Below are 21634 nucleotides of genomic sequence, written 5' to 3' on the forward strand. Positions count from 1 at the left end.
CCTCTTGCTCAGCGGCATACGGCAGCAAGCACTTGCAAGTGCGGGTGCGGTTCGGTTTGCAGGGTGTCGCGTACCCAGACCTCGTAGTCGTCGAAGACCTTGCGGATCTGGCTCTCGCGCTGTGCGCGCTTGCCCTGCACGAGGTTCTGCAAACCGCCTTGGCGCTCCAAGCGCAGTTCGAGCTGCTCGATCTGCTTGTCCTGCAGCCGCTTCAGACTGTCCAAGGTGGACTCAAGACGCGTGGCCATGCCGACGGCGAAGTGCTGCTGCCGTTCGCGCATATGGTGCTGCATGTGCGCAACGGCGCGGCGCAGGTCGTCCTGTAGAACCGAGGTATCGATCGGCTTGCCGGAATTGGGCAACGCACCGGCCTTGAGCTGGATGCGCCCACAGAATGCCGTGAACGGCTCCAGCGTGATCGATGCGTCTCCCTTGAGTACGGCCACCTGCCAATCCACTAGCAGTGGCTGGCCCTTTCGATTGGGAATCAGACCCATCAGCACGAAGGCACGTTCGCCCTCTACCAGCCGGGGCGAGCGAATGACCGGCGCGGTATGCCTGCCAAAGTGAGTGAGCACGCGGTCGCGCAGCCATTCCACAATGGGATGCTGCGGCCACAAATAATGCAAGGCAGGCCAGCTCTGTTCTTCGGATTTGGCTTGGCGAGCGCGCTCAATGGCGTCAGCCACACGCTCTGCATTGGCGCTCAGAACATAACGGTCATTCTCGGCGACAGCCTCGCGTGGGATCTGGCGCAGCCGCTGCTTTAGATCCGCCGGCGCGGTGAGCGAGAGCGTGCGCTCGCTATCGTCAAACGAGAGCTGGGCAATGGGCTTAGCACGGCCAAGTTCTTCCAGCGCGGTCTTGGCAAAGGCGTATTCGTCGGCGAAAAGACTGGGCATCGGCCTAATCCGGTCCAGTGCGGACGGTGCCGTTTCAGCTGCGCCATTGAAGAACTGCAGCAGCCAGTCGCCCTCGCCCTCGCTTGGCTCGGTGGCTTCATGCTCCAGTTGTTCTGCGACAACTTCGGCAGCGGTGCCCTCGGCCATCAGTTCACTGACCTTGCGTGCTTCTAGATCGGGGTCGTGCAGATTCATGAAAGCGCTGGGATCGCCCAGGTCGCGATTGGCACGCTCGTCTTTCTGCTGCAGCACTTCGAGGATGCGGAGGTCGCCGCGGATGCGCTCGACGGCGGTTTCGGTAAGCAAATAAGTGATTAGGGGCTGCTTGGTCTGGCCATAGCGATCTATGCGACCGTTGCGCTGCTGGAACACCATCAGTGACCACGGCAGGTCGAAATGAATCAGGCGGTGACAGAAGTAGTGTAGGTTGAGACCTTCGGAAGCCACATCCGAGCACAGCAGTACGCGGATCGGATCCTCGCTGCGACCGAAACGCTCTACCAGCGCTTGCTGCTCAGTGTCGCCGAGGCCACCGTGAAGCACGGCAATCTGGTTGTCCTTGAGGCTCAGGTCATCATTCAAGTGTCGCTGCAGGAAGTTCAGTGTTTCGATGCGCTCGGAGAAGATCACCAGGCGATCGTCAGACTGCTTTGACGACCAGCCATACGCCGCATCGCGCAGAAGCTGAAGCAGGCGTTGGTACTTCCCAAATTGACCTGGCTCGATCGCCTTGAGCCGAGTCATGAAGTATTGCAAAGCGTCGCGCTCGGCGCGCTCGTCATCGGTGGGTTGCACCCTGCTGTCGAGCGTGGCGATGCGATTGATCGTGGATTGCAGGGCGGCCATCGGGCTGGAGAACAGGCCCTTTTGTGCGCCGACGCGCTGCAGTTCGTGCTGGCGACCGCTCTGGCGTTTGCCGGCCTGGGTAAACGGGATCTCCAACAACGCTTCGAACGCTTGCTCTTCAGCTAATGTGGCCTGCGCGCGATGCACGCTGGTGATGCGGTCCTTGAAGTCGCTCTCAACTTGATCGCGAATGTCTTTCTTGAAGCGACGGATGACCAGGCCCTTGTCGCGGTAGTCCTCTGGCGTGTAGTCGTCCGGGTCGCTAATCGCCGTGGGATCGAGCAGGCTCATCAGCGAGGCGAACGAGCGGGCCGAGCCGTCGTGCGGGGTCGCCGATAGGAGGATCAGCGTGTCTGAGCGGGTAGACAGCAAGCGCGCCAGCCTCGCACGCCGGGACAAGCCACTTTCCTGTGCGCGTGCGGCGACGTTGTGACATTCATCGATGATGATGATGTCCCACCAGGCGTTCTCGAGGTAATTGCGGTATTCGAGGTTGTTCTTCAGCGTGTCGATCGAGATGATCGTGCGGTCGTAGAAGTTGAATGGGTTGTGGTTGGCCGGGATGCGGTTGCGCACGGCGGCCAGGCCCGTGGAATCCAGTCGCACCAGCGGGATGGAAAAACGGCTCCAGAACTCTTTCTGAAACTGCGTGAGCATACTTTTCAGCGTGATCACCAGGATCCGGGCGCCCCGACCACGTTGGATCAACTCCGTGGCGAGAATGCCCGCTTCGAGCGTCTTACCGAGGCCCGTGGAGTCGGCGATCAGGATCCGTTGACGCGGTTGAGCCAGCGCCTGCAACGCGGGATCGAGCTGGTACGGCACCAGGTTCATGACAGCGCGATGGCCAAGACGGATGGCCTCGTCGTTGGGCAAATTCCGCCGCAACACGCTCTCGATGTAGAGCATGGAGGCGTTGAAGGCGTTGGAGTTGTCCGCCACCAGCTCAGTCTTGGCCGGGTCGAGCACGTCGACGCGCTCTTCCAAACGGGTCAGGAACTGGGCGGAACGGCCACGTACGAGCTCCGACACACCGTCACAGATCAGCAGGTCACCGCCATCGTTGGACGGGTCCACCCGCCGCACCAACCACTCCTCATCGCGGATGAGTACGCGCGCGCCCGGTGCTACCGTGATGTCCAATTCCCGAGCCCCTCTTCCTGTGACACTCCATGCTGGCGCAGGGCGACACCGAGGGCAAGTTTGAGGCGCTAAGCCGACACCTAGAACCGCGATTGGCGATCATTCGCTGGCTGGACGACATGCGCTCACAAGGGTTCGATAAGCCCACCGCAAGGAAGGCTACGCATCTGGCCTGCGGACCGACTCGGGATTACCGCGCTTACCAGTCGCCGTCAGGAGACGCTTACCAGATAAATCGTGTCACGGAGGGTTAGGGTCAATTTGGCCGTTTCTTGGGCTCCGCGCCTGTCGCAACTGTCACGGCATGTGTCACGGACTGTCACGGGCATGACCCCAGCACAAAACGCTGTCACGCGACCCAGTGGAATAGGTCACGTAAGTGCGTGTAATTAAGGGGATTTCTTGCTACTTTCGATGGTGGCTATGGGTGGACTCGAACCACCGACCCCAGCATTATGAGTGCTGTGCTCTAACCGGCTGAGCTACATAGCCATGGGGTGCTTCCCGCCACAGGGTGTCGACGTGGCGTCGATCAGGCGGGCCCGGCAGTCTAATCGGCCCAGCCCTTCGGATCAAGTGTTTGGCTTGCCCGGGCTGCATACGCATGGTTGAATCGCCTTACGGGCCACCGCTTTGCCGGCCGGCCCAAGGAGGCAACATGATCGACGTCGATGGCTACCGTCCGAATGTGGGCATCGTGCTGCTGAATGCAGACGGTCGCCTGTTCTGGGCGCGCCGCGTCAATCGTGACGGCTGGCAGTTTCCCCAGGGCGGCATGCGCAGCGACGAGACGCCGCTGGAAGCGATGTACCGCGAGCTGGAAGAGGAAACCGGGCTGGCCCCGCACCATGTCGAGGTGATTGGCGCCACCCGCGGCTGGCTGCGCTATCGCCTGCCCAGCCGGTATGTGCGCCACCACCAGCATCCGACCTGCATTGGCCAGAAACAGGTGTGGTTCCTGCTGCGCCTGGTGGGCGCCGAGGACGACCTGCGCCTGGACGCCTGCGAAAAGCCCGAGTTCGACCACTGGCGCTGGGTGGATTTCTGGTACCCGGCCGCGCACGTGGTCAACTTCAAGCGACAGGTCTACGAGCGCGCACTGCGCCACTTCGCGCCACTGGTGGAGACGCTGCTCAGCATCGAGCTGGGTGAGCTGCCCCAGCGCGAGGGCCAGGATGGCCACCCGCCGCGCAAGGGCCGCGCCGCGGCCTGAGGCATCGCTTGATCCCTGAATTGAGCTGCCAGCCCAGCCCCCGCCGGGCTGAAGACAACGCGGCTCCAGCGACCTGCCAGAAACTTGGCTTGGAGCAAAGGCTTGCACCCTCACGCCACCCACGAAGGGCGCCGCACGAGCCTCGGGCCGGAACGTTCGGGCGCAGGTTCAGCAATCTTCATTTGACAATCATTCGCATTTGCGTTTACATGCACGTCATGTATATCTGCATGTGCAACGCCGTGACCGACGGCGACATCCGCCGCGCCGCCGCCGATGGGGTGCATCAGTTCGCCGACCTGCAGGCGCGCACCGGCTGTTCCGACTGCTGCGGTTGCTGCGAGCAGGACGCCCGCGCCACGCTCAGCAAGGCGGTCGAGCAGGTGATGCTGGCGATGCCGGTCGCCGTCATCGCCTGAGCCAGCCGGGCTCATTTGAATTCCAGAACGCGCAGCCTCCGCTGCGCGTTTTTGTTTGTGTCGCCCGAGGGCCTGCCTGCCCTCTCCACGCGGCCGGTCGGCCGCGCCCATGCGGCGTCGCGAGCCCCGCGCCTGAAGTCATTCTCGTTACGACATCTCCAACCTGAACGCCGTATAGTCAGGCGCGATACCCCGCAAGGAGACTCCCCATGAAGGGCGACGCCAAGGTCATCGAGTACCTCAACAAGGTGCTGTTCAACGAGCTGACCGCCATCAACCAGTACTGGCTGCATTACCGCATGTACAAGGACTGGGGCTACGGCGAACTTGCGGAGCACGAGCAGAAGGAATCCATCGAGGAGATGAAGCACGCCGATCACCTGGTCGAGCGCATCCTGTTCCTCGATGGCCTGCCCAACCTGCAGCATCTGGGCAAGCTGCGCATCGGCGAAAACCCGGTGGAGTGCCTGCAGGGCGACCTCGATCTGGAGATGGCCGCGGTGCGCGACCTGCGCGAGGCCATCGCCTATAGCGAAAGCATCGCCGACTTCATCAGCCGCGATCTGTTCAAGAGCATCCTCCACGACGAGGAAGAGCACATCGACTGGCTGGAGACCCAGTTCAGCCTGATCAAGGACCTCAGCGCCGAGCGCTACCTGCAGTCCAAGATCGACAGCTGAGCCAGCCGCCGCGCTACGGCGCGACCCAGCGCCCTCGCGACCTTCCGCACTGCAAAGCGTGGCGGGGTTCCTTGACGCTTTCGCCACGCGACAGCTATACGTTGGTTTTCACCGGGAAGGCCGCGCATGGCGTCACGCCCACCACCGCGCTTCGTGGTACGACCGCATGACGCGGCCGGCGGCCGCCGTCGCGCGTTGTGGCTCGCCGTGGCGTGGCTGGTCAGCGTGGTGCTCACCGGTGTGATCGTGGGCGCCTTGGTCCGCCACAGCACACCCGCCGCGACCGAGCATCGCCAGGTGACGGCGCTGACCAGACAGAACGACGACCTGCAGCAGCAGGTGGCCAATCTGCAGCGCGCCAGCCAGGTGTCCGAGATCGCCACGCAATCGCTGCGCAAGACGCTGGGCGAACGCGAGGAGGAGATCAGCGGCCTGCGCGCGGACCTTGCCTTCTACTCGCGCTTGACCGGCGGCGACGCCCAGCGCGAGGGACTGAAGGTGCAGGAAGTGCGCCTGCAACCGGTGAGCGACTCGCACGCCTGGGACCTCACGCTCAGCCTCACCCAGAACGCCGTGCGCGGCGAGGACGTCACTGGCAATGTCACGATCAGCCTTGAAGGCCTGCGCGGCGACAAGGTGGTGAAGCTGGACTGGGCTGCGCTCGGCGACACCGCGCAGCCGTCCGGCCTGCCATTCCGTTTCAAGTATTTCCAGCAGCTGCACTGCACGATCGTGCTGCCTGTCGATTTCCGGCCCACCCGCCTGGTGATCACGGCCCAGCCGGCCGGCGACGACGCGGTGACCCGCGCCGTCACCTGGGGCGAGGCGCTGGCGGGCCATCTCACACCAACGCAAGGGGAACAGGATGCTCAACCGTAAGCGCGCCGATCGCACGCCCAACCACCACCACGACACCAGCCTGATCGCGCGCGGCACGCGCATCCGCGGTGACGTGCGCTTCAGCGGCACGCTGCATCTGGATGGGCACATCGAAGGGTCGGTGCTGGCTGATGAGGACGGCGCGGTGTTCACGCTCAGCGAGCACGGTATCGTGCAGGGTGAGATTCGCGTGCCGCATGCCGTCATCAATGGCCACGTGCACGGCGACGTCCACGTAGCCGAGCGGCTGGAGCTGGCCCCCGAAGCGCGCATTACCGGCGACGTTCACTACCACACGCTGGAAATGGCCGCCGGCGCCCAGGTCAACGGCCGGATGAGCCATACGGTGGCCGCCGCGCCACGGGAGCTGCCTGCACCCAGCCTGGTGGCCGAGGTCGTGCCGGCCTGATCGCGGTATCCTTGCGCCCGAGCCGCATCACCCCCACCTGAGCACCATGGATACTGTCGTCCCCCTCCCCGCCATTCCCGATTACCGCAGCGCCGGCGCGCCGCTGGTCTTTACCGAGGCCGCCGCACGCAAGGTGCATGAACTGATCGTCGAGGAGGGCAATCCGGAGCTGAAGCTGCGCGTGTACATCACGGGCGGCGGCTGCTCGGGCTTCCAGTACGGCTTCACCTTCGACGAGGCCCAGGCCGAGGACGACTTCGCGCTCGACCGCGAAGGCGTCACCCTGCTGGTCGACCCGCTGTCGCTGCAGTACCTGACCGGCGCCGAGATCGACTACGCGGAAAACCTCAGCGGCTCGCAGTTCGTCATCCGCAACCCCAACGCCAAGAGCACCTGCGGCTGCGGCTCCTCCTTCTCCACCTGAGCACCGCCAGCCGCATGGACCGCACGCCACCGCCGCGCCTGAACACGTTCGCGGGTCTGAGCCACGTGCTCGACCGTGTGGCCGAGCGGCGCGACGAGTCGATGTGGGTGAGCGAGCTGGCCACTTCGGCAGAAGCACGTTATCTGGTGATCGATCCGCTCGGGCAGACCTACTTGCTGCCCGATCAGGATGCGCTGCGCTGGCTCGATGCCGCCGAGCGCGAGCAGCGGCTGGGTGAACTGAAGGCCAGCTTCCTCGGCTTTGCCGGTGGACTGCCGCATTTTCTGCTGGCCGTAACGGACAGCGACAAGGCCGCCGAGCTGGAGCGTGTGCTCGGCGCCCGCCGCGCCGGCCTGCGTGACGTGGGCCTGCAACTGCCCGCGAATGAAGCCGGCCTATTTGCCTATGGCAAGGGCCTGGCGCACTGGCAGAGCGAAACGCGGCACTGCGCCTACTGCGGCTCACCGGTGGTGCTGGTCGCCTCCGGCCACCGCGCGCAATGCACCAACAACGCATGCGGCCGCATGCATTTCCCGCGCACCGACGCGGCGGTGATCGTGATCGTGGAACACGATGGCGCCTGCCTGCTGGGTCGCCAGGCGGGCTGGCCAAAGGGTCGCTATTCCACCCTGGCCGGCTTCGTAGAACCTGGCGAGGCGCTGGAAGATGCGGTGCGCCGCGAAGTCGCCGAAGAGTCCGGCGTGGTCGTCGGCGAAGTGCACTACCACTCGTCGCAACCCTGGCCGCTGCCGCAGTCGCTGATGGTGGGCTTCACCGCCAAGGCGGTGTCGCGCGAGATCCGCCTGCGCGACCGCGAACTGGAAGAGGCGCGCTGGTTCACGCCGCAGGACATCGTCGATGGCATGGCCGACGGCAGCTTCCTGCCGTCGTTGCGCTTGTCGGTGTCCTACCACCTGCTGGCCCACTGGCTGCAGCAACAGGCCGGGCTCGACCTGGACGCACTGGTGGCGCGCCACTCGCGTTGAGGCCTCGCCCCTTCGCGGGGTGGAGATACCTGGCAGGCGGCCGCACAAGCGGTCATGGCCCTTGCCCTACAATGCGCTCAACGACCGGGAGATCCGCATTCATGGCTGTCAGCCTGCTAACCGCCCTTATCGCCCTCGGCCTGCTCCACATGGCCCCACAGCTGGCGCATTGGCGTGGCGATGGCGGGTTCCGTCGCTGGGTGGCGCAACTGGGCGATACCAGCGGCCCTGCCCGCGTGGCGGTGACGCTGGGCGTCCCCTCGGTGTTGTGCCTGCTGGCGGTGGGACTGATCGGCCTGCTGCCCGGCAGCGAACTGTGGCGCCTGGTCTTCTCGCTGGTCGTGCTGCTGTATTGCTTTGGTCCGCACGCCTACGAGGCTGACCTGGAAGCGATCATCAAGGCGCCCGACCAGCCGGCGCGCGAAGCGGCCGCGCAGGCGCTGTCCGACGACGGCGAGAAAGTGAGCTGGAACGCCATCGCCGTGGGCGAGGCCACCGCCTATGCCGCGCTGCGTCGTCGCTTCGGCGTGCTGCTGTGGTTCTTCCTGCTGGGCCCGGCCGGCGCCCTGTTGTATCGCCTGGCGCAGACGCTGGGCCGCGACCCCAGCCTGCGGCTGGACGCCAAGGCGCGCGGCTCCGCGCATGCCTTCGCCAACGTCGCCGACTGGCTGCCGGCGCAGCTGCTGGTGTTCACCCTCGCGCTGGTCGGCCACTGGGATGCGGTGATCGGCGCGTGGAAGCGCTGGCACCAGCAGCAGTCGCCGAACAGCTGGTACGTGGAGGGCCCGGGCTTCCTCGGCGCCGCCGCGCGTGCTGACGTCGAAGTCGACATCGAGGCCGGTGATGGCTACGCCGAAGAACGGACCGACACGCTGGGCGAGCTGATCCGCCTGCGGAGCGCCCTGCTGCGCGCCCTGCTGGCATGGCTCAGCGTGGTGGCGGTGATCGTGTTGGCCGGATGGATGGCGTAAGCGTTTCGCGCCACTCCTCACCGCCTCACGCAAAGTCCCCGCGCAACTCCCTCACCCGCGCCTCCAGCGTGGGCAGTTCGGCGTCCGTGGGCGCGAGCGGGGCGCCTGCCACCAGTTCGACCCGTGCGCGGAAGCGGCGCGGCAGGCGCGCACGGTGCAGCATCGAATCGCGCCGGCTCCACACGCTGCCCCACAAACCGCGCAGCGCCAGCGGCACCACCGGCACCGGGCGGTGCTCGAGGATGCGCGCCACGCCGGGGCGGAACGGCGCGATGTCGCCATCGCGCGTCAGCCCGCCCTCAGGAAAGATGCACACCAGTTCGCCGTCCGCCAGCGCGGCATCCACTTCCTCGAACGCACGCTCCAGCACCGCGGGATCTTCCTTGTGCCCGGCGATGGGGATGGCCTTGGCGGTGCGGAATACGAACTTCAGCAGCGGGATGTTGAAGATCTTGTAGTACATGACGAAGCGCGCGGGCCGCCGCAGGTTAGCCATCAGCACCAGCGGGTCCATGAAGCTGACGTGGTTGCACACCAGCAGCGCCGGGCCTTCCTCGGGAATCTGCTCAAGCCCGTCGACGCGCACCCGGTACAAGGTGTTGACCAGCACCCAGGTGATGAAGCGCATCAGGAATTCGGGCACGAGGGTGAAGATGTAAGCCGCCACCACCACGTTGAGCAGCGCGGCGGCGAGGAAGATCTGCACCGCCGTGAGGCCGAGCGCGCCCAGCGCCAGGCCGAAGCCGGAGGCCAGGCAGATCAGCAAGGCGTTGAGGATGTTGTTGCCGGCGATCACGCGCGACAGCTTGCTGCGCGGCGTGCGCGCCTGCACATAGGCGAACAGGGGCACCACGTAGAAGCCGCTGAACACGCCGATCAGGGTCAGGTCCATCACCACGCGCCAGCAGCCGGCGCCGTGGAGGAAGCTGCGCCAGTCCAGGCCGTGCATCGTGGCCAGTCCGGGGTGGGCGAAATACAGGTCGACGCCGAAGGCGGTCAGGCCGAAGGCGCCCAGCGGCACCAGGCCCACTTCGACGCGCCGCCCCGACATGCGTTCGCACAGCAGCGCGCCGACGCCAGTGCCGATCGAGAACAGCGTCAGCACCAGCGTGTTGACCGAACCGTCACCACCCAGGTTGGAGCGGGTGTAGTTGGGCAACTGCGCCACCAGCACGGTGCCGAAGAACCAGAACCAGGAGATGCCGAGCACGGCGTTGAAGACACCGCGATCCTCGCGCGTGATGCCGAGCACGCGTGCGGTTTCGGTGACCGGGTTCCAGTTGAACACCAGCTCCGGCGCGGTCGCCGGCGCGGGAGGGATGCGGCGGCTCGTGAGGTAGCCGAGCACCGCAACGGCAATGGTCAGCGTGGATGCGGCGAGCGGCCCGAAGCCCGCGATCAGCATCAGCGAGTTGCCGGCGATCATGCCGATCAGCATGGCCAGCTGGGTACCCATCTCCACCATGCCATTGCCGCCGACCAGCTCCTCCGGCTTCAGCATCTGCGGGAGGATGGCGTATTTGATCGGGCCGAACGTGGTCGAGTGCATGCCCATCAGGAACAGCACCACCAGCAGCAGCGTGGTGTGGTGGGTGTAGAAGCCGATGGCCGCCACCAGCATCGCCGCGATCTCGAACAGCTTCACATAGCGGATGATGCGCGACTTCTCGTACTTCTCCGCCAGCTGGCCGGCGGTGGCCGAAAACAGGAAGTAGGGCAGGATGAACAGCGCCGGCGCCAGGTTGGTGTAGAGCGAGACAGTGTGGTCATCCAGCCCCATCTGGAACGCCACCAGCATCACCATCGCATTGCGGAACGCATTGTCGTTGAACGCGCCCATCGCCTGCGTCCAGAAGAACGGTGCGAAGCGGCGACTTCCGAGCAGGTTGAATTGGCTCATGCGCGGTCTTGGTGGTGGATCGCGACAAGCCTAGCGCGATTCCGCTGCAGTCACATGGCGATGCTTGGTTGCTTGTTGCAGACAGCGCCCGCCGGATGAACGCCACGCCAGCGCCCCGCGTGGGGCAGGGATGAAAGCGGTCATTCGCGCCAGCTAAGCTGGGCGCTTGTTGTGCTGGCCAGGAAGATGACCATGATCGCCTTGAGACAGGTCACGGCTTTGGAACCGGTTGACGGCATTCGCGAGCTCTTTGTCGAGTACGCGCGGGCCATCGGCACCGATCTGGAATACCAGGGCTTCTCGGCCGAACTCGAAGGCCTGCCCGGCGCGTACACGCCACCTTACGGCGCGCTGCTCGTCGCCGAGGTCGGTGGCGTGCTGGCCGGCTGCGCCGCGCTGCGACCATTCGATGAACACATCGGCGAGATGAAGCGGCTGTACGTTCGCCCGGTTTACCGGCGGCTTGGCCTCGGCGAAGAGCTGATTGCGGCCATCATCGAGCGTGCACGCGACGCGGGTTATCACGAGCTGCGCCTGGATACCCTGGCGAGCATGGCCGCGGCGCAGGCGCTGTACGAGCGGCTGGGCTTCGTCGAGATTCCTCCCTACAACACGAATCACCTGCCGGGCACGCGCTTCTTTGCGCTGCGGCTGGCCGCCTGAGGCCCGACACCCACAAAGGCCGACGCAAACGCATCACCTGGAGAGGTCATCATGTCCAAGCTCCGCGTGCAGAGTTTTTCAGTCTCCCTCGACGGCTTTGGCGCCGGCCCCGCGCAGGATCTGGAACACCCGCTGGGCGTGAACGGACCGGAGTTGATGGAATGGTTCTTCCATACCCGCCTGTGGCAAACCCTGCAGGGCGGCGAGGGCGGCGAAACCGGCACCGACAATGCGATGGTGGTGCGGGGATTTGCAGGCATCGGCGCGTGGATCCTGGGTCGCAACATGTTCGGGCCGGTGCGCGGCCCCTGGCCCGACGATCAGTGGAAGGGCTGGTGGGGCGAGGAGCCTCCCTACCACACGCCGGTGTTCGTGCTCACGCACCATGCGCGCTCGCCGCTGGTGATGAAGGGCGGCACGACCTTCCATTTCGTCACCGAGGGGATCCATGCCGCGCTCGCGCAGGCCAGGGCGGCAGCCGGCGGGCGCGACGTGCGCATCGGTGGTGGTGTCGACACGGTGAGGCAATTTCTGCGCGAGCGCCTGATCGACGAGCTGCACCTCGCCGTGCGGCCGATCCTGCTTGGCAGTGGAGAGGCCCTGTTCCAGGGCTTGGACTGGCGCGCGCTGGGCTACACCTGCGTCGACACCATCGCCGGCGAGCGCGCCACTCATGTGTTCCTGCAAAAGCAGACGTGAATGACGCGGAGCCGATCCTGCTGTCGAAAGTTCGACCAATCGTTCGTCGGTTAAATGCAGCGCCACGAAGCGATTGGCGCAGCCTCTCAAGCCAACCTCGGGAGTCAAACTCGTGACCACGCACACCATCGCGCTGCATCGCGTGCTTCGCGCGCCACCGGAGAAGGTCTACCGCGCCTTCCTCGACCCGGAGGCCATGGCGCGCTGGCTACCTCCGAATGGATTCACCGGCCGGGTGTACCAGCTGGACGCACGCGTCGGTGGCAGTTACCGGATGTCGTTCACCAACTTCACCACCATGAACAGCCACACGTTCGGCGGCGTCTACGCCGAACTGCGGCCGCACGAATTCATCCATTACACGGCGAGGTTCGACGACCCCAACCTGCCCGGCGAGATGCACACCACGGTCACCCTGCAGAAGGTGTCCTGCGGTACGGCGCTGCATGTGGTGCAGGAAGGCGTGCCCGGCGTGATCCCGGCGGACGGCTGCCATCTTGGCTGGCAGGAGTCGCTGGACAATCTGGCGAGACTGGTCGAGCCCAATATTCCGCAATAACGACAAGAGAGATGATCGCCTCGTCCTGGACGCGCAATGCGCGCATCAGCATCGCCGTTGCAGCGAGTCTCGCGTGGGTTGCACGCAGCGGCGCTTCGATGAGGTGTTGCGCGGATTCGATGCAATGGCCAGGCAGTGGGAATGGCCGCAGTCAGGGCCACGCCTTCGGGTGTTGAGGACGAATCTTGGGGTCGCGCACAGGACGCACCCCTGCGCGTGGGCCATTAGCCAGAACCCCGGCGTGGCCGGGGCTTGGCGGACGTCGCAGCGCTGGCCTGAATCAGCCGCGATGCAGCGCGCGATGGGCGATATCGCGTCGGCAAAAGGCGCCATCGAAATGGACCAGGCTGACCGCGGCATAGGCGTGCTCGCGGGCGGCGGCAATGTCCTTGCCGAGCGCGCACACGGTCAGCACGCGACCGCCCGCGGTCACCGCGCGGCCTTGCGCGTCTTGCTGGGTGCCGGCGTGGAACACCTTCACGTCCGGGCCGAAGTCACGGTCCAGGCCGGTGATCATGTCGCCGCTGCGCACCTTGCCCGGATAGCCGCCCGCCGCCACCACCACGCCGAGCGATGGGCGCGGGTCCCAGTGCGCGTGCGTGTGGTGCAGCTCGCCATCGAGCGCCGCCTCGATCAGGTCGACCAGGTCGGACTTCAGGCGCAGCATGATCGGCTGTGTTTCCGGATCACCGAAGCGCACGTTGAACTCGATGACCTTGGGCGCGCCGCTCTTGTCGATCATCAGGCCGGCGTAGAGGAAGCCGATGAAGGGCGCGCCCTCCATCGCCATACCGCGCAGGGTGGGCTCGATGACTTCCTTGAGGATGCGCTTTTCAACTTCCGGCGTGACCACCGGCGCGGGCGAGTACGCGCCCATGCCGCCGGTGTTGGGGCCGAGGTCGCCCTCGTCGCGGCGCTTGTGGTCCTGGCTGCTGGCCATCGGCAGCGCGTGTTGGCCATCGCTCATGACGATGTAGCTGGCTTCTTCGCCGTCGAGGAATTCCTCGATCACCACGCGTGCCGAGGCGTCGCCGAACTGATGCGCGCCGAGCATGTCGTGCAGCGCCTGCTCCGCATCCGCCTGGGTGAGCGCGACCACCACGCCCTTGCCGGCCGCCAGGCCGTCAGCCTTGATGACGATCGGCGCGCCGTGCTTGCGCACGTACGCCAGCGCGGGATTGAGCTCGGTGAACACCGCGTAGTGCGCGGTGGGGATGTTGTGGCGATGCAGGAAGTCCTTGGCGAAGGCCTTGGAGCCTTCCAACTGGGCGGCCACGGCGCGCGGGCCGAAGCAGCGCAGGCCGGCGGCGCGGAACTTGTCGACCACACCCGCCACCAGCGGCACCTCGGGACCGACCACGGTCAGCTCGATCTTCTCGGCCTTGGCCAGCTTGAGCAGGCCCTCGATGTCGGTGACGGCCACGTCCGCGTTGCGCACACCCTTCTCGTGCGCGGTACCGGCGTTGCCGGGCGCCACGATCACTTCGCTCACGCGCGGGGACTGCTTGAGCTTCCACGCCAGCGCGTGTTCGCGCCCGCCGCTGCCGATGACCAGGACTTTCATGAGAACTCCAACTGCCAGGGAATGGCGCCGGGGACGGCGCAGCTGGTCATTGTAAAGGCCCCGGCCCCGCTTGCGCAGCGCAACATGGCCCTTAGCTCCCTCTCCCCTCTGGGGAGAGGGCTGGGGTGAGGGGTCAGGCTTGCCTCGGTGGCCATTAAGCGACGCCTTGTGGAAGCACTCTCGCGAGCACCCACCCCTCACCTCAATCCTCTCCCCGAAGGGGAGAGGAAGAAGTGCTCAGCTCCGAGCGTCCAGCAGCTCCAGCAACGCCGCCCTAGGCAGCTTGCCCGTCTCATTGCGCGGCAAAGCCTCGACCAACTTCAGCGGACGCGGCAGGAACACCGGATCCACCGCACGGCGCAGCGCCTCAACGATGGACTGCTCGTCCAGACCGGGCGCCACGGCCAGCGCCGCCACGCGTTGCACGCCCAGGGCGTCGCCGCCGTCGTGCTGGAACACGACGCCATCCTGCACGCCGGGGATGGCCTGCAGGCGGCGGGTAAGGTCGCCCAGCGAAGCGCGCTTGCCGGCGATCTCCAGCATGTCGGAGTGGCGCCCGCACAGGCGGAAGCGGCGGCCGGCGTCGTGCAGGGTGACGATGTCGGCCAAGGTCATCGGCTGCTCGAGCTGCGGCGCCCGCACCTGGGTGCCGTCGGGCTGCGGATGCAGCTGCACGCCGTCGTACAGCGTCCACGGCTCATCGGCTGCGGCGCGGCGGCTGGCGATTACGCAGGTTTCGGTGGAGCCGAACACCTCCAGCAGCGGCGCGCCGTAGCGGGTCTCGGCGGCCTGCGCCAGCTCGACCGGCATCGGCGCGGTGGCCGAAACGATCGCCGCGATCGGCGGCATCGCCACGCCCGATTCGATCAGTGCGCGCAGGTGCACCGGCGTGGTCACCAGCACGCGCGGCGCGGGCACTTCGGCCAGCGCCGCGGCGACGTCGGCCGGAAAGAGGGGGCGGCCGGCATGCACGCCGGCGGCATCGAGCAGCGGCAGCAGCACCGACATCTCCATGCCGTACATGTGCTGCGGCGGCACCGTGGCCACCACCTCGAACCCGGCGCCGACTTCGGCATGCAGCATGCGCAGGTTACCGGCCGTGCTGGCGTTGAAACTGGCCCAGGTCTTGGCGTTGCCCTTGGGCACGCCGGTGGAGCCGGAGGTGTAGCCCACTGCCACCACCTGGTCGGCCGGAATGAAGGGCACCTCGAAATCGGTCGCCGACGCCGGGGTCACCAGCAGGCCCGGCAGGTGGCGGAAGTGCGCCGGCGGCACTTCCGGCAGGGCTTCGCCCAGCGCGTAGCAGCCCGGGTGTGCGGCCATCACCTCGGCGACGGCCTGGGGCGCACGGGAGGACGGCAGCAAGTTGGCCTGGCCGCGCAGGGCGATGGCGCAGAACGCCACGAGGAAGGCGTAGCGGTCCTCGCACAGGTTCACCGCGGTGGCGGCCGGCGGCAGCTGCGCGGCGATCTCCTGCACGTGGGTCAGGAAGCGGGCGGCGCTGATCGCCTCGCCGTCGCGCCAGGCCACCGTGCGCTGCCCCTGGGCAGCCGCCAGCAAGGGCAGCCCGATGGCCGCCTGATCCTGCCGGTAGTTTTCAAACACGATGGACAAGCTGTTCTCCGACAACTGCATGGCATTCGACGCGATCCGGCAGGCGCCGGATTGGCGTACGGACGGTGGAAACCGATGGCCCGCGAGGTCCCCATCCTCAGGGCAACCACTGAATCAGCCCCTACCGGGGCCACGTGGCGTGTGGAAGCCGTTCATCCAGCCGATCCAGCACTGCTGGCTTTCCGGCGTCGATCAGGCGCGGATGATAGCGCCGGAAAGGGCGTCGCGGATGACGGTGGGTCGCTCCAGCTCCCCGAGCGGGGCATCGAGCAGGCCGTCCAGCGCCCCGCCGAAGTAGGTCTCAAGCGTGGCCACGGAGCGCGCCGGCGGCTCGCCGTGGGGGTTGGCGCTGGTCGACACCAGCGCGCCGCCATAGGCGCGGCACAGCGCCGCCGCCGGTGCGTGCGCGGTGACCCGCAGGGCGATGCCGGCGTGCGCCCCGGCGACCCACTCGGGGACCGCGGGCGAGCGGGGGAAAATCCATGTGTTGGGGCCGGGCCAGCTGGCCTGCACCTGGGCCATCACCTCGGCGGGTACGGCCACCGTGTCGATGTAGCGCTCCACCTGGGCGAATTCCGCCGCGATCAGCAGCACGCCCTGGGTGGGCGGCCGCTGCTTGAGCGCGAACAGCCGCTCGAACGCGACCCGGTCATGCGGATCGCAGCCAAGACCGAAGACGGCCTCGGTGGGATAGGCGATCACGCCGCCGCGGCGCAGCAGCGCGGCGGCGGCATCAAGCTCATCAAGGGTAAAGCGGACCGCCACTCAGGCGGTCGTCTTCTTGCTGGTGGCCTTTTTCGCGGCGGCTTTCTTGGCCGGAGCCTTCTTGGCCGCCGTCTTCTTGGTCGCGGTCTTGGTGGCGGCAGCCTTCTTGGTGGCCGTCTTCTTCGTCGCGGTCTTCTTGGCGGTCGCCGTCTTGGCCGTGGCCTTCTTCGCCGCCGGCTTCTTCTCGGCAGGCGCCTTCTTGGCGGCGGCCTTCTTGAACGCGCCACGCCCCTTCTTGACCGGCGCGGCAGCGAGCAGCTCGATGCACTGGGCCTCGGTCAGTTCCTTCGGCTCCTGGTCCTTCGGGATGCGCGCGTTCTTCTCGCCGTCGGTGATGTAAGGGCCGAAGCGGCCGTTGAGCACCTGCACGCCGTTGCCGAAGTCCTTGATGATGCGGTTGGCGATCATCTCCAGCTTTTCCTGCACGATCTGCAGGGCGCGCGGCAGCTCGATGGTGTACGGGTCATCCTCGGCCTTGAGCGAGGCATAGGTGCTGCCCTGCTTCACGAACGGCCCGAATCGGCCCACGCCCACGCTCACCTCGTCGCCGTTCTCGGCCTGGCCGAGCTTGCGCGGCAGCTTGAACAGCTCCAGCGACTCTTCCAGCGTGATCGTGTGCATGCTCTGGCCGGGACGCAGCGAGGCGAACTGCAGCTTCTCGTCCGTGTCCTTGTCGCCGATTTGCGCGTACGGCCCGTAGCGGCCCAGGCGCACCGAGACCGGCTTGCCGCTCTTGGGATCGGTGCCCAGCTCACGAGCGCCAGTGGCTTCGCTGCGGTCGACCGTTTCGGTCTTCTCGTCCACCTGCTGCTTGAACGGCTGCCAGAAGCGCTCCATCAGCGGCACCCAGGCCTCTTCGCCGCGGCTCACCGCGTCCAGCTCGTCCTCGAGCTTGGCGGTGAAGTCGTAGTCGACGTAGCGGGTGAAGTGCGAGGTGAGGAACTTGCTTACCGCGCGGCCCACGTCGGTGGGCTTGAAGCGGCGGCTGTCGAGGAACACGTATTCGCGGTTGAGCAGCACCTGGATGATGCTGGCGTAGGTGGACGGACGGCCGATGCCGAACTCTTCCAGCGCCTTCACCAGGCTCGCTTCGGAATAGCGCGGCGGCGGCTCGGTGAAATGCTGGTCGGCCACGATGTCGTGCAGCGCGACCTGCTCGCCGACTTCCAGCTTCGGCAGGCGGCGGCCTTCGTCGTCATCCTCGGCGCTCTTCTGGTCGCGACCTTCTTCGTACACGGCAAGGAAGCCCGGATCGATCACGGTCGTGCCGGTCGAACGGAACGCGGCGTCGCCACCGGCGACGTGCTTGACGTCGAAGTCCACCGACACCGTGTTCATCGTGGCGTGGATCATCTGGCAGGCGACGGTGCGCTTCCAGATCAGTTCGTACAGCTTGCGCTGCTCATCGTTGAGGTACGAGGCCACTTCCCGCGGTGTGCGCATGGCCGAGGTCGGGCGAACCGCCTCATGCGCTTCCTGCGCGTTCTTGGACTTGGCCTTGTAGGTCTGCGGATGATCCGGCAGCGCCTTGCGGCCGAAGTCGCGCGCGATCAGCTCGCGCAGCTCGCCCACGGCATCCTCGGACAGCGCCACCGAGTCGGTACGCATGTAGGTGATGAGGCCGACGTTGCCCTCGCTGCCCAGCGAGACGCCTTCGTACAGGCCCTGCGCGACCTTCATGGTGCGGCTGGTGGAGAAGCCCAGCTTGCGCGCGGCTTCCTGCTGCAGCGTGGAGGTGGTGAACGGCGGCGCCGGGCGGCGCTTGCGTTCCTTGCTGCCCACTTCGCTGACGGTGAGGCGGCCGTGCGCGGCCTCCTTGAGCGCAGCTCGCGCAGCCATCGCATCGTGTTCGTTGGTGAGATCGAACTGCTCGAACTTCTTGCCGTGCAGCTTGGTGAGACGAGCGCTGAAGTCGCCCTCTGCGTGGCGCAGCGCGGCCTCGACGGTCCAGTACTCGCGCGCCTTGAACGCTTCGATCTCTTCCTCGCGCTCGACGATCATGCGCAGCGCCGGCGACTGCACGCGGCCGGCGGACAGGCCGCGCTGCACCTTGCGCCACAGCACCGGCGAGAGGTTGAAGCCCACCAGGTAATCCAGTGCGCGGCGCGCCTGCTGCGCATCGACCATGTCCAGCGACAACTCGCGCGGCGCCGCGACGGCCGCCTTGATCGCCTTGGGCGTGATCTCGGAGAACACCACGCGATGGAGCTGCTTGCCCTTGGTCAGGCCACGCTCCTTGAGGATCTCGCTGATGTGCCAGGAAATCGCTTCACCTTCGCGATCCAAGTCGGTCGCGAGGTAGATGTCGTCGGCCACCTTGGCCGCCTTGGCGATGGCGTCGACGTGTTTCTCGTTGCGGTCGATCACCTCGTAGGCCATGGCAAAGCCGTGCTCGGGGTCAACTGCGCCTTCCTTCGGCTTGAGGTCACGCACGTGACCGTAGGAGGCCAGGACCTGGAAGTCCTTGCCGAGGTATTTGTTGATCGTCTTGGCCTTGGCCGGCGACTCGACGATAAGCAGGTTTTTTGCCATGAAACTCGGTATCCGCCATCAATGGCCTGGCCCGTCCGGGGCGGCCTCTTATATTTAGTTAAAGGCATGCCGGCCTGATTGCGTCAAGCTCGACCATGTGAAAACGAGTTGCGGTACGTCTTTGTCTCAGCCCTGAATGCGCTGGTAGCGATTGCCAGGCAAGAGCTCCACGAGGCCATCCACTTCGAGCACCAACAAGGTGGCCGTCAGGCTGGCGACAGTCTGGCCAGTACAGTCGGCCAGTTCGTCCAGCGCCATCGGGCCATGGCCAAGCGCCTCCAGCAGCGCCCGTGCAGCCGGGTCCAGCCCAGCGTCCGGGCCTGCTTGAGACGGCGCCGCGTGCTCCAGCCGGCTGGCCAGCACATGCCCCAGCGCGACCGCGGCGGGCGCAAGCGCCTCCACGATCTCACCGGCGGTTTCCACCAGCCGCGCGCCATCGCGGATCAGCCGATGGCAACCTTGGGCGAGCGGATTATGAATGGAACCGGGCAAGGCGAACACCTCGCGCCCCTGTTCCGCCGCCAATCTCGCGGTGATGAGAGAGCCCGAGCTCAGCCCTGCCTCGACCACCAGCGTGCCCAGCGCCAGCCCGGAGAGGATGCGGTTGCGCCGCGGGAAGTGGTCGCTGCGGGCGGCTGTGCCCGGTGGAAACTCGCTGACCATGACGCCATGCGCGACCACCTTGCGAGCCAGTTCGCGGTGCTTGCGCGGGTAGACCCGGTCCGGCCCGGTGCCGATCACCGCCACCGTGGGCAGTCCGGCGTCGAGCGCCGCCTGATGGGCCGCGCCGTCGATGCCATCGGCAAGGCCACTGGTGATCACAAAGCCGGCATGGCCCAGCGCCTGGGCGAACGCCCGCGCGATGCACCGCCCGCTCAGGGTGGCCGCGCGCGCCCCGACGATGGCCAACTGGGGGTGCAGCAACAGCCCGGCGTCGCCGGCCACGAACAGCGCGGCCGGCGGCTGCGCCATGGCCTCCAGCAGCGGCGGGAAGTCCTCGTCGGTGCAGAGCAGCAGGCGATGTCCGGGCTGGGCCAGCCACGCCAGGTCATCGTCCAGGCGTCGCTCGTCCGGCCGCTGCAGCCAGCGACGGGTCGGCTCGGGCAGGTCGGTGCGGGCGCGCAGTGCGGCCAGGACGGCGTCGGCGCTGTCGGCGTGGGCGGCGAGCGCCCGGCGCAGCCCGCCGGGGCCCAGGGCTGGCGTGCGCAGCAGCACGAGCCAGGGGCGGTAAGGTTCGAGGGTCGTCATGGCCGCCAAGCCTAGGGATGGCCACAAACGAAAACGGCGCGGTGAACACCGCGCCGTCGTGTCGTCCCGAGCCGCCTGGGCTTATTCGGGCAGTTCGAGCTTGTCGTGCTTATGCACCGGACGAATGCCATCCATGATCAGGCCGTAGGCAACCCGGTCAAAGGTGCGGAACACCATCACGTGGCCCACGAACTCCTGCGGCAGGGTCACGGTCTGGCCGGTGCCGCGGTTCCAGCTGTTGCTGGCCACGTCATCGGGGATTTCCTCGCCCGGCTGGTAGATCGAATAGGTCTGGCCGTTCTCGACGCCGTCCTGCGAGCCGATGTTCAGCGCCACCACCTGATGCGGGCCCACCGCATCGTAGGCGTCGGCGAAGGCGATCACGCGCGCATTGCCCGGCAGCGACTTGGGCGCATGCGGGTAGAAGTACGGGTCGTAGGGCTTCTCGTCGATCGCCACGATGCGATCACCCTTGCGGATCTCCATGGTGGAGTCGAGCAGCAGCAGGGTGGTCGGGTCGCCGGTGCGCAGCACCTCGGCAGTGCCGATCACGCTGACCTCGGTGCCGATGTCCTCGCCGCGACCGAAGTGGTCGTCGAAGCGGGACTCCTCGAGCCACGGCGTGCGGACCATCGACACGTCGCTGTCCAGCGGACGGGCCAGCAGGTCGGCGCCGTTGTCGCGGCCCTTGCCGCCATTGAAATTGCGGAAGGTGTGGGTCGGACGCACGATCGCGAAGCGCTGGCCAGGGTCGGCGTGCAAGTTGCGCACGTAGACGTTCTTGCCGACGGTGCCGCGCAGGTCGGCCTCCTCGAAGCCCACCACGTACGGCAGGTGCTCGACGTCCCGCGTGTTGAGCACGCGCATTTCCTTCAGGAAGGTGCGCACGGCATCCAGCGGAATGGCGGGAACCGCCGCTTCCTCACTGTGCACACGCGGCTGCAGGCCGACGTGGGGACCGTTGATGAAGGACAGGTTGAGCACGTCACCCGGGAAAATCAGGTGCGGGTTCTGCACCTGCGGGTTGGCCTGCCAGATTTCCGGCCACAGCCACGGCTTGGAAAGGAAGCGTGCGGAAATCGCCCAGAGCGTGTCGCCCTTTTTCACCGTATAGGTATCGGGGTGATCGGCACGCAGTTGCGCGCCCGCAGCATAAACGGCCACCGTGACCAGCATGCCGGCCAGCAGCCCAATGGACTTTCTGATCATAAACGGGAA

The 21634-nt window shown here is 66.5% G+C and carries 19 protein-coding genes and 1 tRNA gene; 11 read left to right on the plus strand and 9 right to left on the minus strand.

What is annotated here, in order from left to right; genetic code table 11:
• Positions 1–8 precede the first annotated feature (8 nt).
• Together DVT68_RS10720 and DVT68_RS10725 are read right to left on the minus strand one after the other, a co-directional pair.
• Positions 9–2891 (minus strand): DEAD/DEAH box helicase, encoded by a 2883-nt coding sequence (locus tag DVT68_RS10720; protein ID WP_114825048.1) that lies wholly within the window; start codon positions 2889–2891, stop codon positions 9–11.
• Positions 2892–3306: 415 nt separating this feature from the next.
• Positions 3307–3383, minus strand: a tRNA-Met gene (locus tag DVT68_RS10725).
• Positions 3384–3549: 166 nt separating this feature from the next.
• On the opposite strand from DVT68_RS10725, the gene DVT68_RS10730 reads away from it, so the two are divergent.
• From DVT68_RS10730 to DVT68_RS10765, 8 genes are all read left to right on the plus strand, one after another.
• Positions 3550–4104, plus strand: a complete 555-nt coding sequence (locus DVT68_RS10730; RefSeq protein WP_114825049.1) for an RNA pyrophosphohydrolase — start codon at positions 3550–3552, stop codon at positions 4102–4104.
• 209 nt (positions 4105–4313) lie between these two features.
• Complete coding sequence (locus tag DVT68_RS10735) at positions 4314–4523, plus strand: (2Fe-2S)-binding protein (RefSeq protein ID WP_114825050.1); 210 nt, start codon at positions 4314–4316, stop codon at positions 4521–4523.
• 209 nt (positions 4524–4732) lie between these two features.
• The gene (gene bfr, locus DVT68_RS10740; RefSeq protein WP_114825051.1) at positions 4733–5203 is read left to right on the plus strand and encodes a bacterioferritin; all 471 of its coding nucleotides are present in this window, start codon (positions 4733–4735) and stop codon (positions 5201–5203) included.
• 126 nt (positions 5204–5329) lie between these two features.
• On the plus strand, positions 5330–6082 hold the full coding sequence (locus DVT68_RS10745) for a DUF6776 family protein (protein WP_114825052.1): 753 nt from the start codon (positions 5330–5332) through the stop codon (positions 6080–6082).
• Positions 6069–6491 carry a bactofilin family protein gene (locus tag DVT68_RS10750; protein WP_114825053.1) on the plus strand — a complete coding sequence of 141 codons (423 nt, stop codon included), beginning with the start codon at positions 6069–6071 and terminating at the stop codon, positions 6489–6491. Before DVT68_RS10745 ends, DVT68_RS10750 begins: the two co-directional genes overlap by 14 nt.
• A 46-nt stretch (positions 6492–6537) precedes the next feature.
• Complete coding sequence (gene erpA / locus DVT68_RS10755) at positions 6538–6915, plus strand: iron-sulfur cluster insertion protein ErpA (protein WP_114825054.1); 378 nt, start codon at positions 6538–6540, stop codon at positions 6913–6915.
• Between the two features lie 14 nt (positions 6916–6929).
• Positions 6930–7901 (plus strand): NAD(+) diphosphatase, encoded by a 972-nt coding sequence (nudC, locus tag DVT68_RS10760; RefSeq protein ID WP_114825055.1) that lies wholly within the window; start codon positions 6930–6932, stop codon positions 7899–7901.
• Positions 7902–8002: 101 nt separating this feature from the next.
• A complete protein-coding gene (locus DVT68_RS10765; protein WP_114825056.1) occupies positions 8003–8872 on the plus strand; it encodes a cobalamin biosynthesis protein in 870 nt (289 codons plus the stop codon).
• A 25-nt stretch (positions 8873–8897) separates the two neighbouring features.
• On the opposite strand, the gene DVT68_RS10770 is transcribed toward DVT68_RS10765, so the two are convergent.
• Entirely contained in the window at positions 8898–10772 is a 1875-nt protein-coding gene (locus DVT68_RS10770; RefSeq protein WP_114825057.1) for an MFS transporter, read from the minus strand.
• Positions 10773–10958: 186 nt separating this feature from the next.
• On the opposite strand from DVT68_RS10770, the gene DVT68_RS10775 reads away from it, so the two are divergent.
• From DVT68_RS10775 to DVT68_RS10785, 3 genes are all read left to right on the plus strand, one after another.
• A complete protein-coding gene (locus tag DVT68_RS10775) occupies positions 10959–11435 on the plus strand; it encodes a GNAT family N-acetyltransferase (RefSeq protein WP_114825058.1) in 477 nt (158 codons plus the stop codon).
• 51 nt (positions 11436–11486) lie between these two features.
• Complete coding sequence (locus DVT68_RS10780) at positions 11487–12134, plus strand: dihydrofolate reductase family protein (RefSeq protein WP_114825059.1); 648 nt, start codon at positions 11487–11489, stop codon at positions 12132–12134.
• A gap of 73 nt (positions 12135–12207) precedes the next feature.
• On the plus strand, positions 12208–12693 hold the full coding sequence (locus DVT68_RS10785; protein WP_425477476.1) for an SRPBCC family protein: 486 nt from the start codon (positions 12208–12210) through the stop codon (positions 12691–12693).
• A gap of 280 nt (positions 12694–12973) precedes the next feature.
• Here the strand turns inward: DVT68_RS10785 and purD are convergent, their stop codons facing one another.
• From purD to DVT68_RS10815, 6 genes are all read right to left on the minus strand, one after another.
• The gene (purD, locus tag DVT68_RS10790) at positions 12974–14257 is read right to left on the minus strand and encodes a phosphoribosylamine--glycine ligase (RefSeq protein ID WP_114825061.1); all 1284 of its coding nucleotides are present in this window, start codon (positions 14255–14257) and stop codon (positions 12974–12976) included.
• 237 nt (positions 14258–14494) lie between these two features.
• Complete coding sequence (locus tag DVT68_RS10795; protein ID WP_425477477.1) at positions 14495–15892, minus strand: AMP-binding protein; 1398 nt, start codon at positions 15890–15892, stop codon at positions 14495–14497.
• A 171-nt stretch (positions 15893–16063) separates the two neighbouring features.
• Positions 16064–16636, minus strand: coding sequence for an L-threonylcarbamoyladenylate synthase type 1 TsaC (gene tsaC, locus DVT68_RS10800; protein WP_114825062.1), 573 nt, complete (start codon positions 16634–16636; stop codon positions 16064–16066).
• A complete protein-coding gene (locus DVT68_RS10805; protein WP_114825063.1) occupies positions 16637–19168 on the minus strand; it encodes a DNA topoisomerase I in 2532 nt (843 codons plus the stop codon).
• A gap of 126 nt (positions 19169–19294) precedes the next feature.
• On the minus strand, positions 19295–20416 hold the full coding sequence (gene dprA, locus DVT68_RS10810) for a DNA-processing protein DprA (RefSeq protein WP_114825064.1): 1122 nt from the start codon (positions 20414–20416) through the stop codon (positions 19295–19297).
• Between the two features lie 81 nt (positions 20417–20497).
• Positions 20498–21625 (minus strand): LysM peptidoglycan-binding domain-containing protein, encoded by a 1128-nt coding sequence (locus tag DVT68_RS10815; RefSeq protein ID WP_114825065.1) that lies wholly within the window; start codon positions 21623–21625, stop codon positions 20498–20500.
• Positions 21626–21634: the final 9 nt, after the last annotated feature.

Origin of the sequence: Dyella solisilvae (assembly GCF_003351225.1) — a bacterium.
Taxonomy (GTDB): domain Bacteria; phylum Pseudomonadota; class Gammaproteobacteria; order Xanthomonadales; family Rhodanobacteraceae; genus Dyella; species Dyella solisilvae.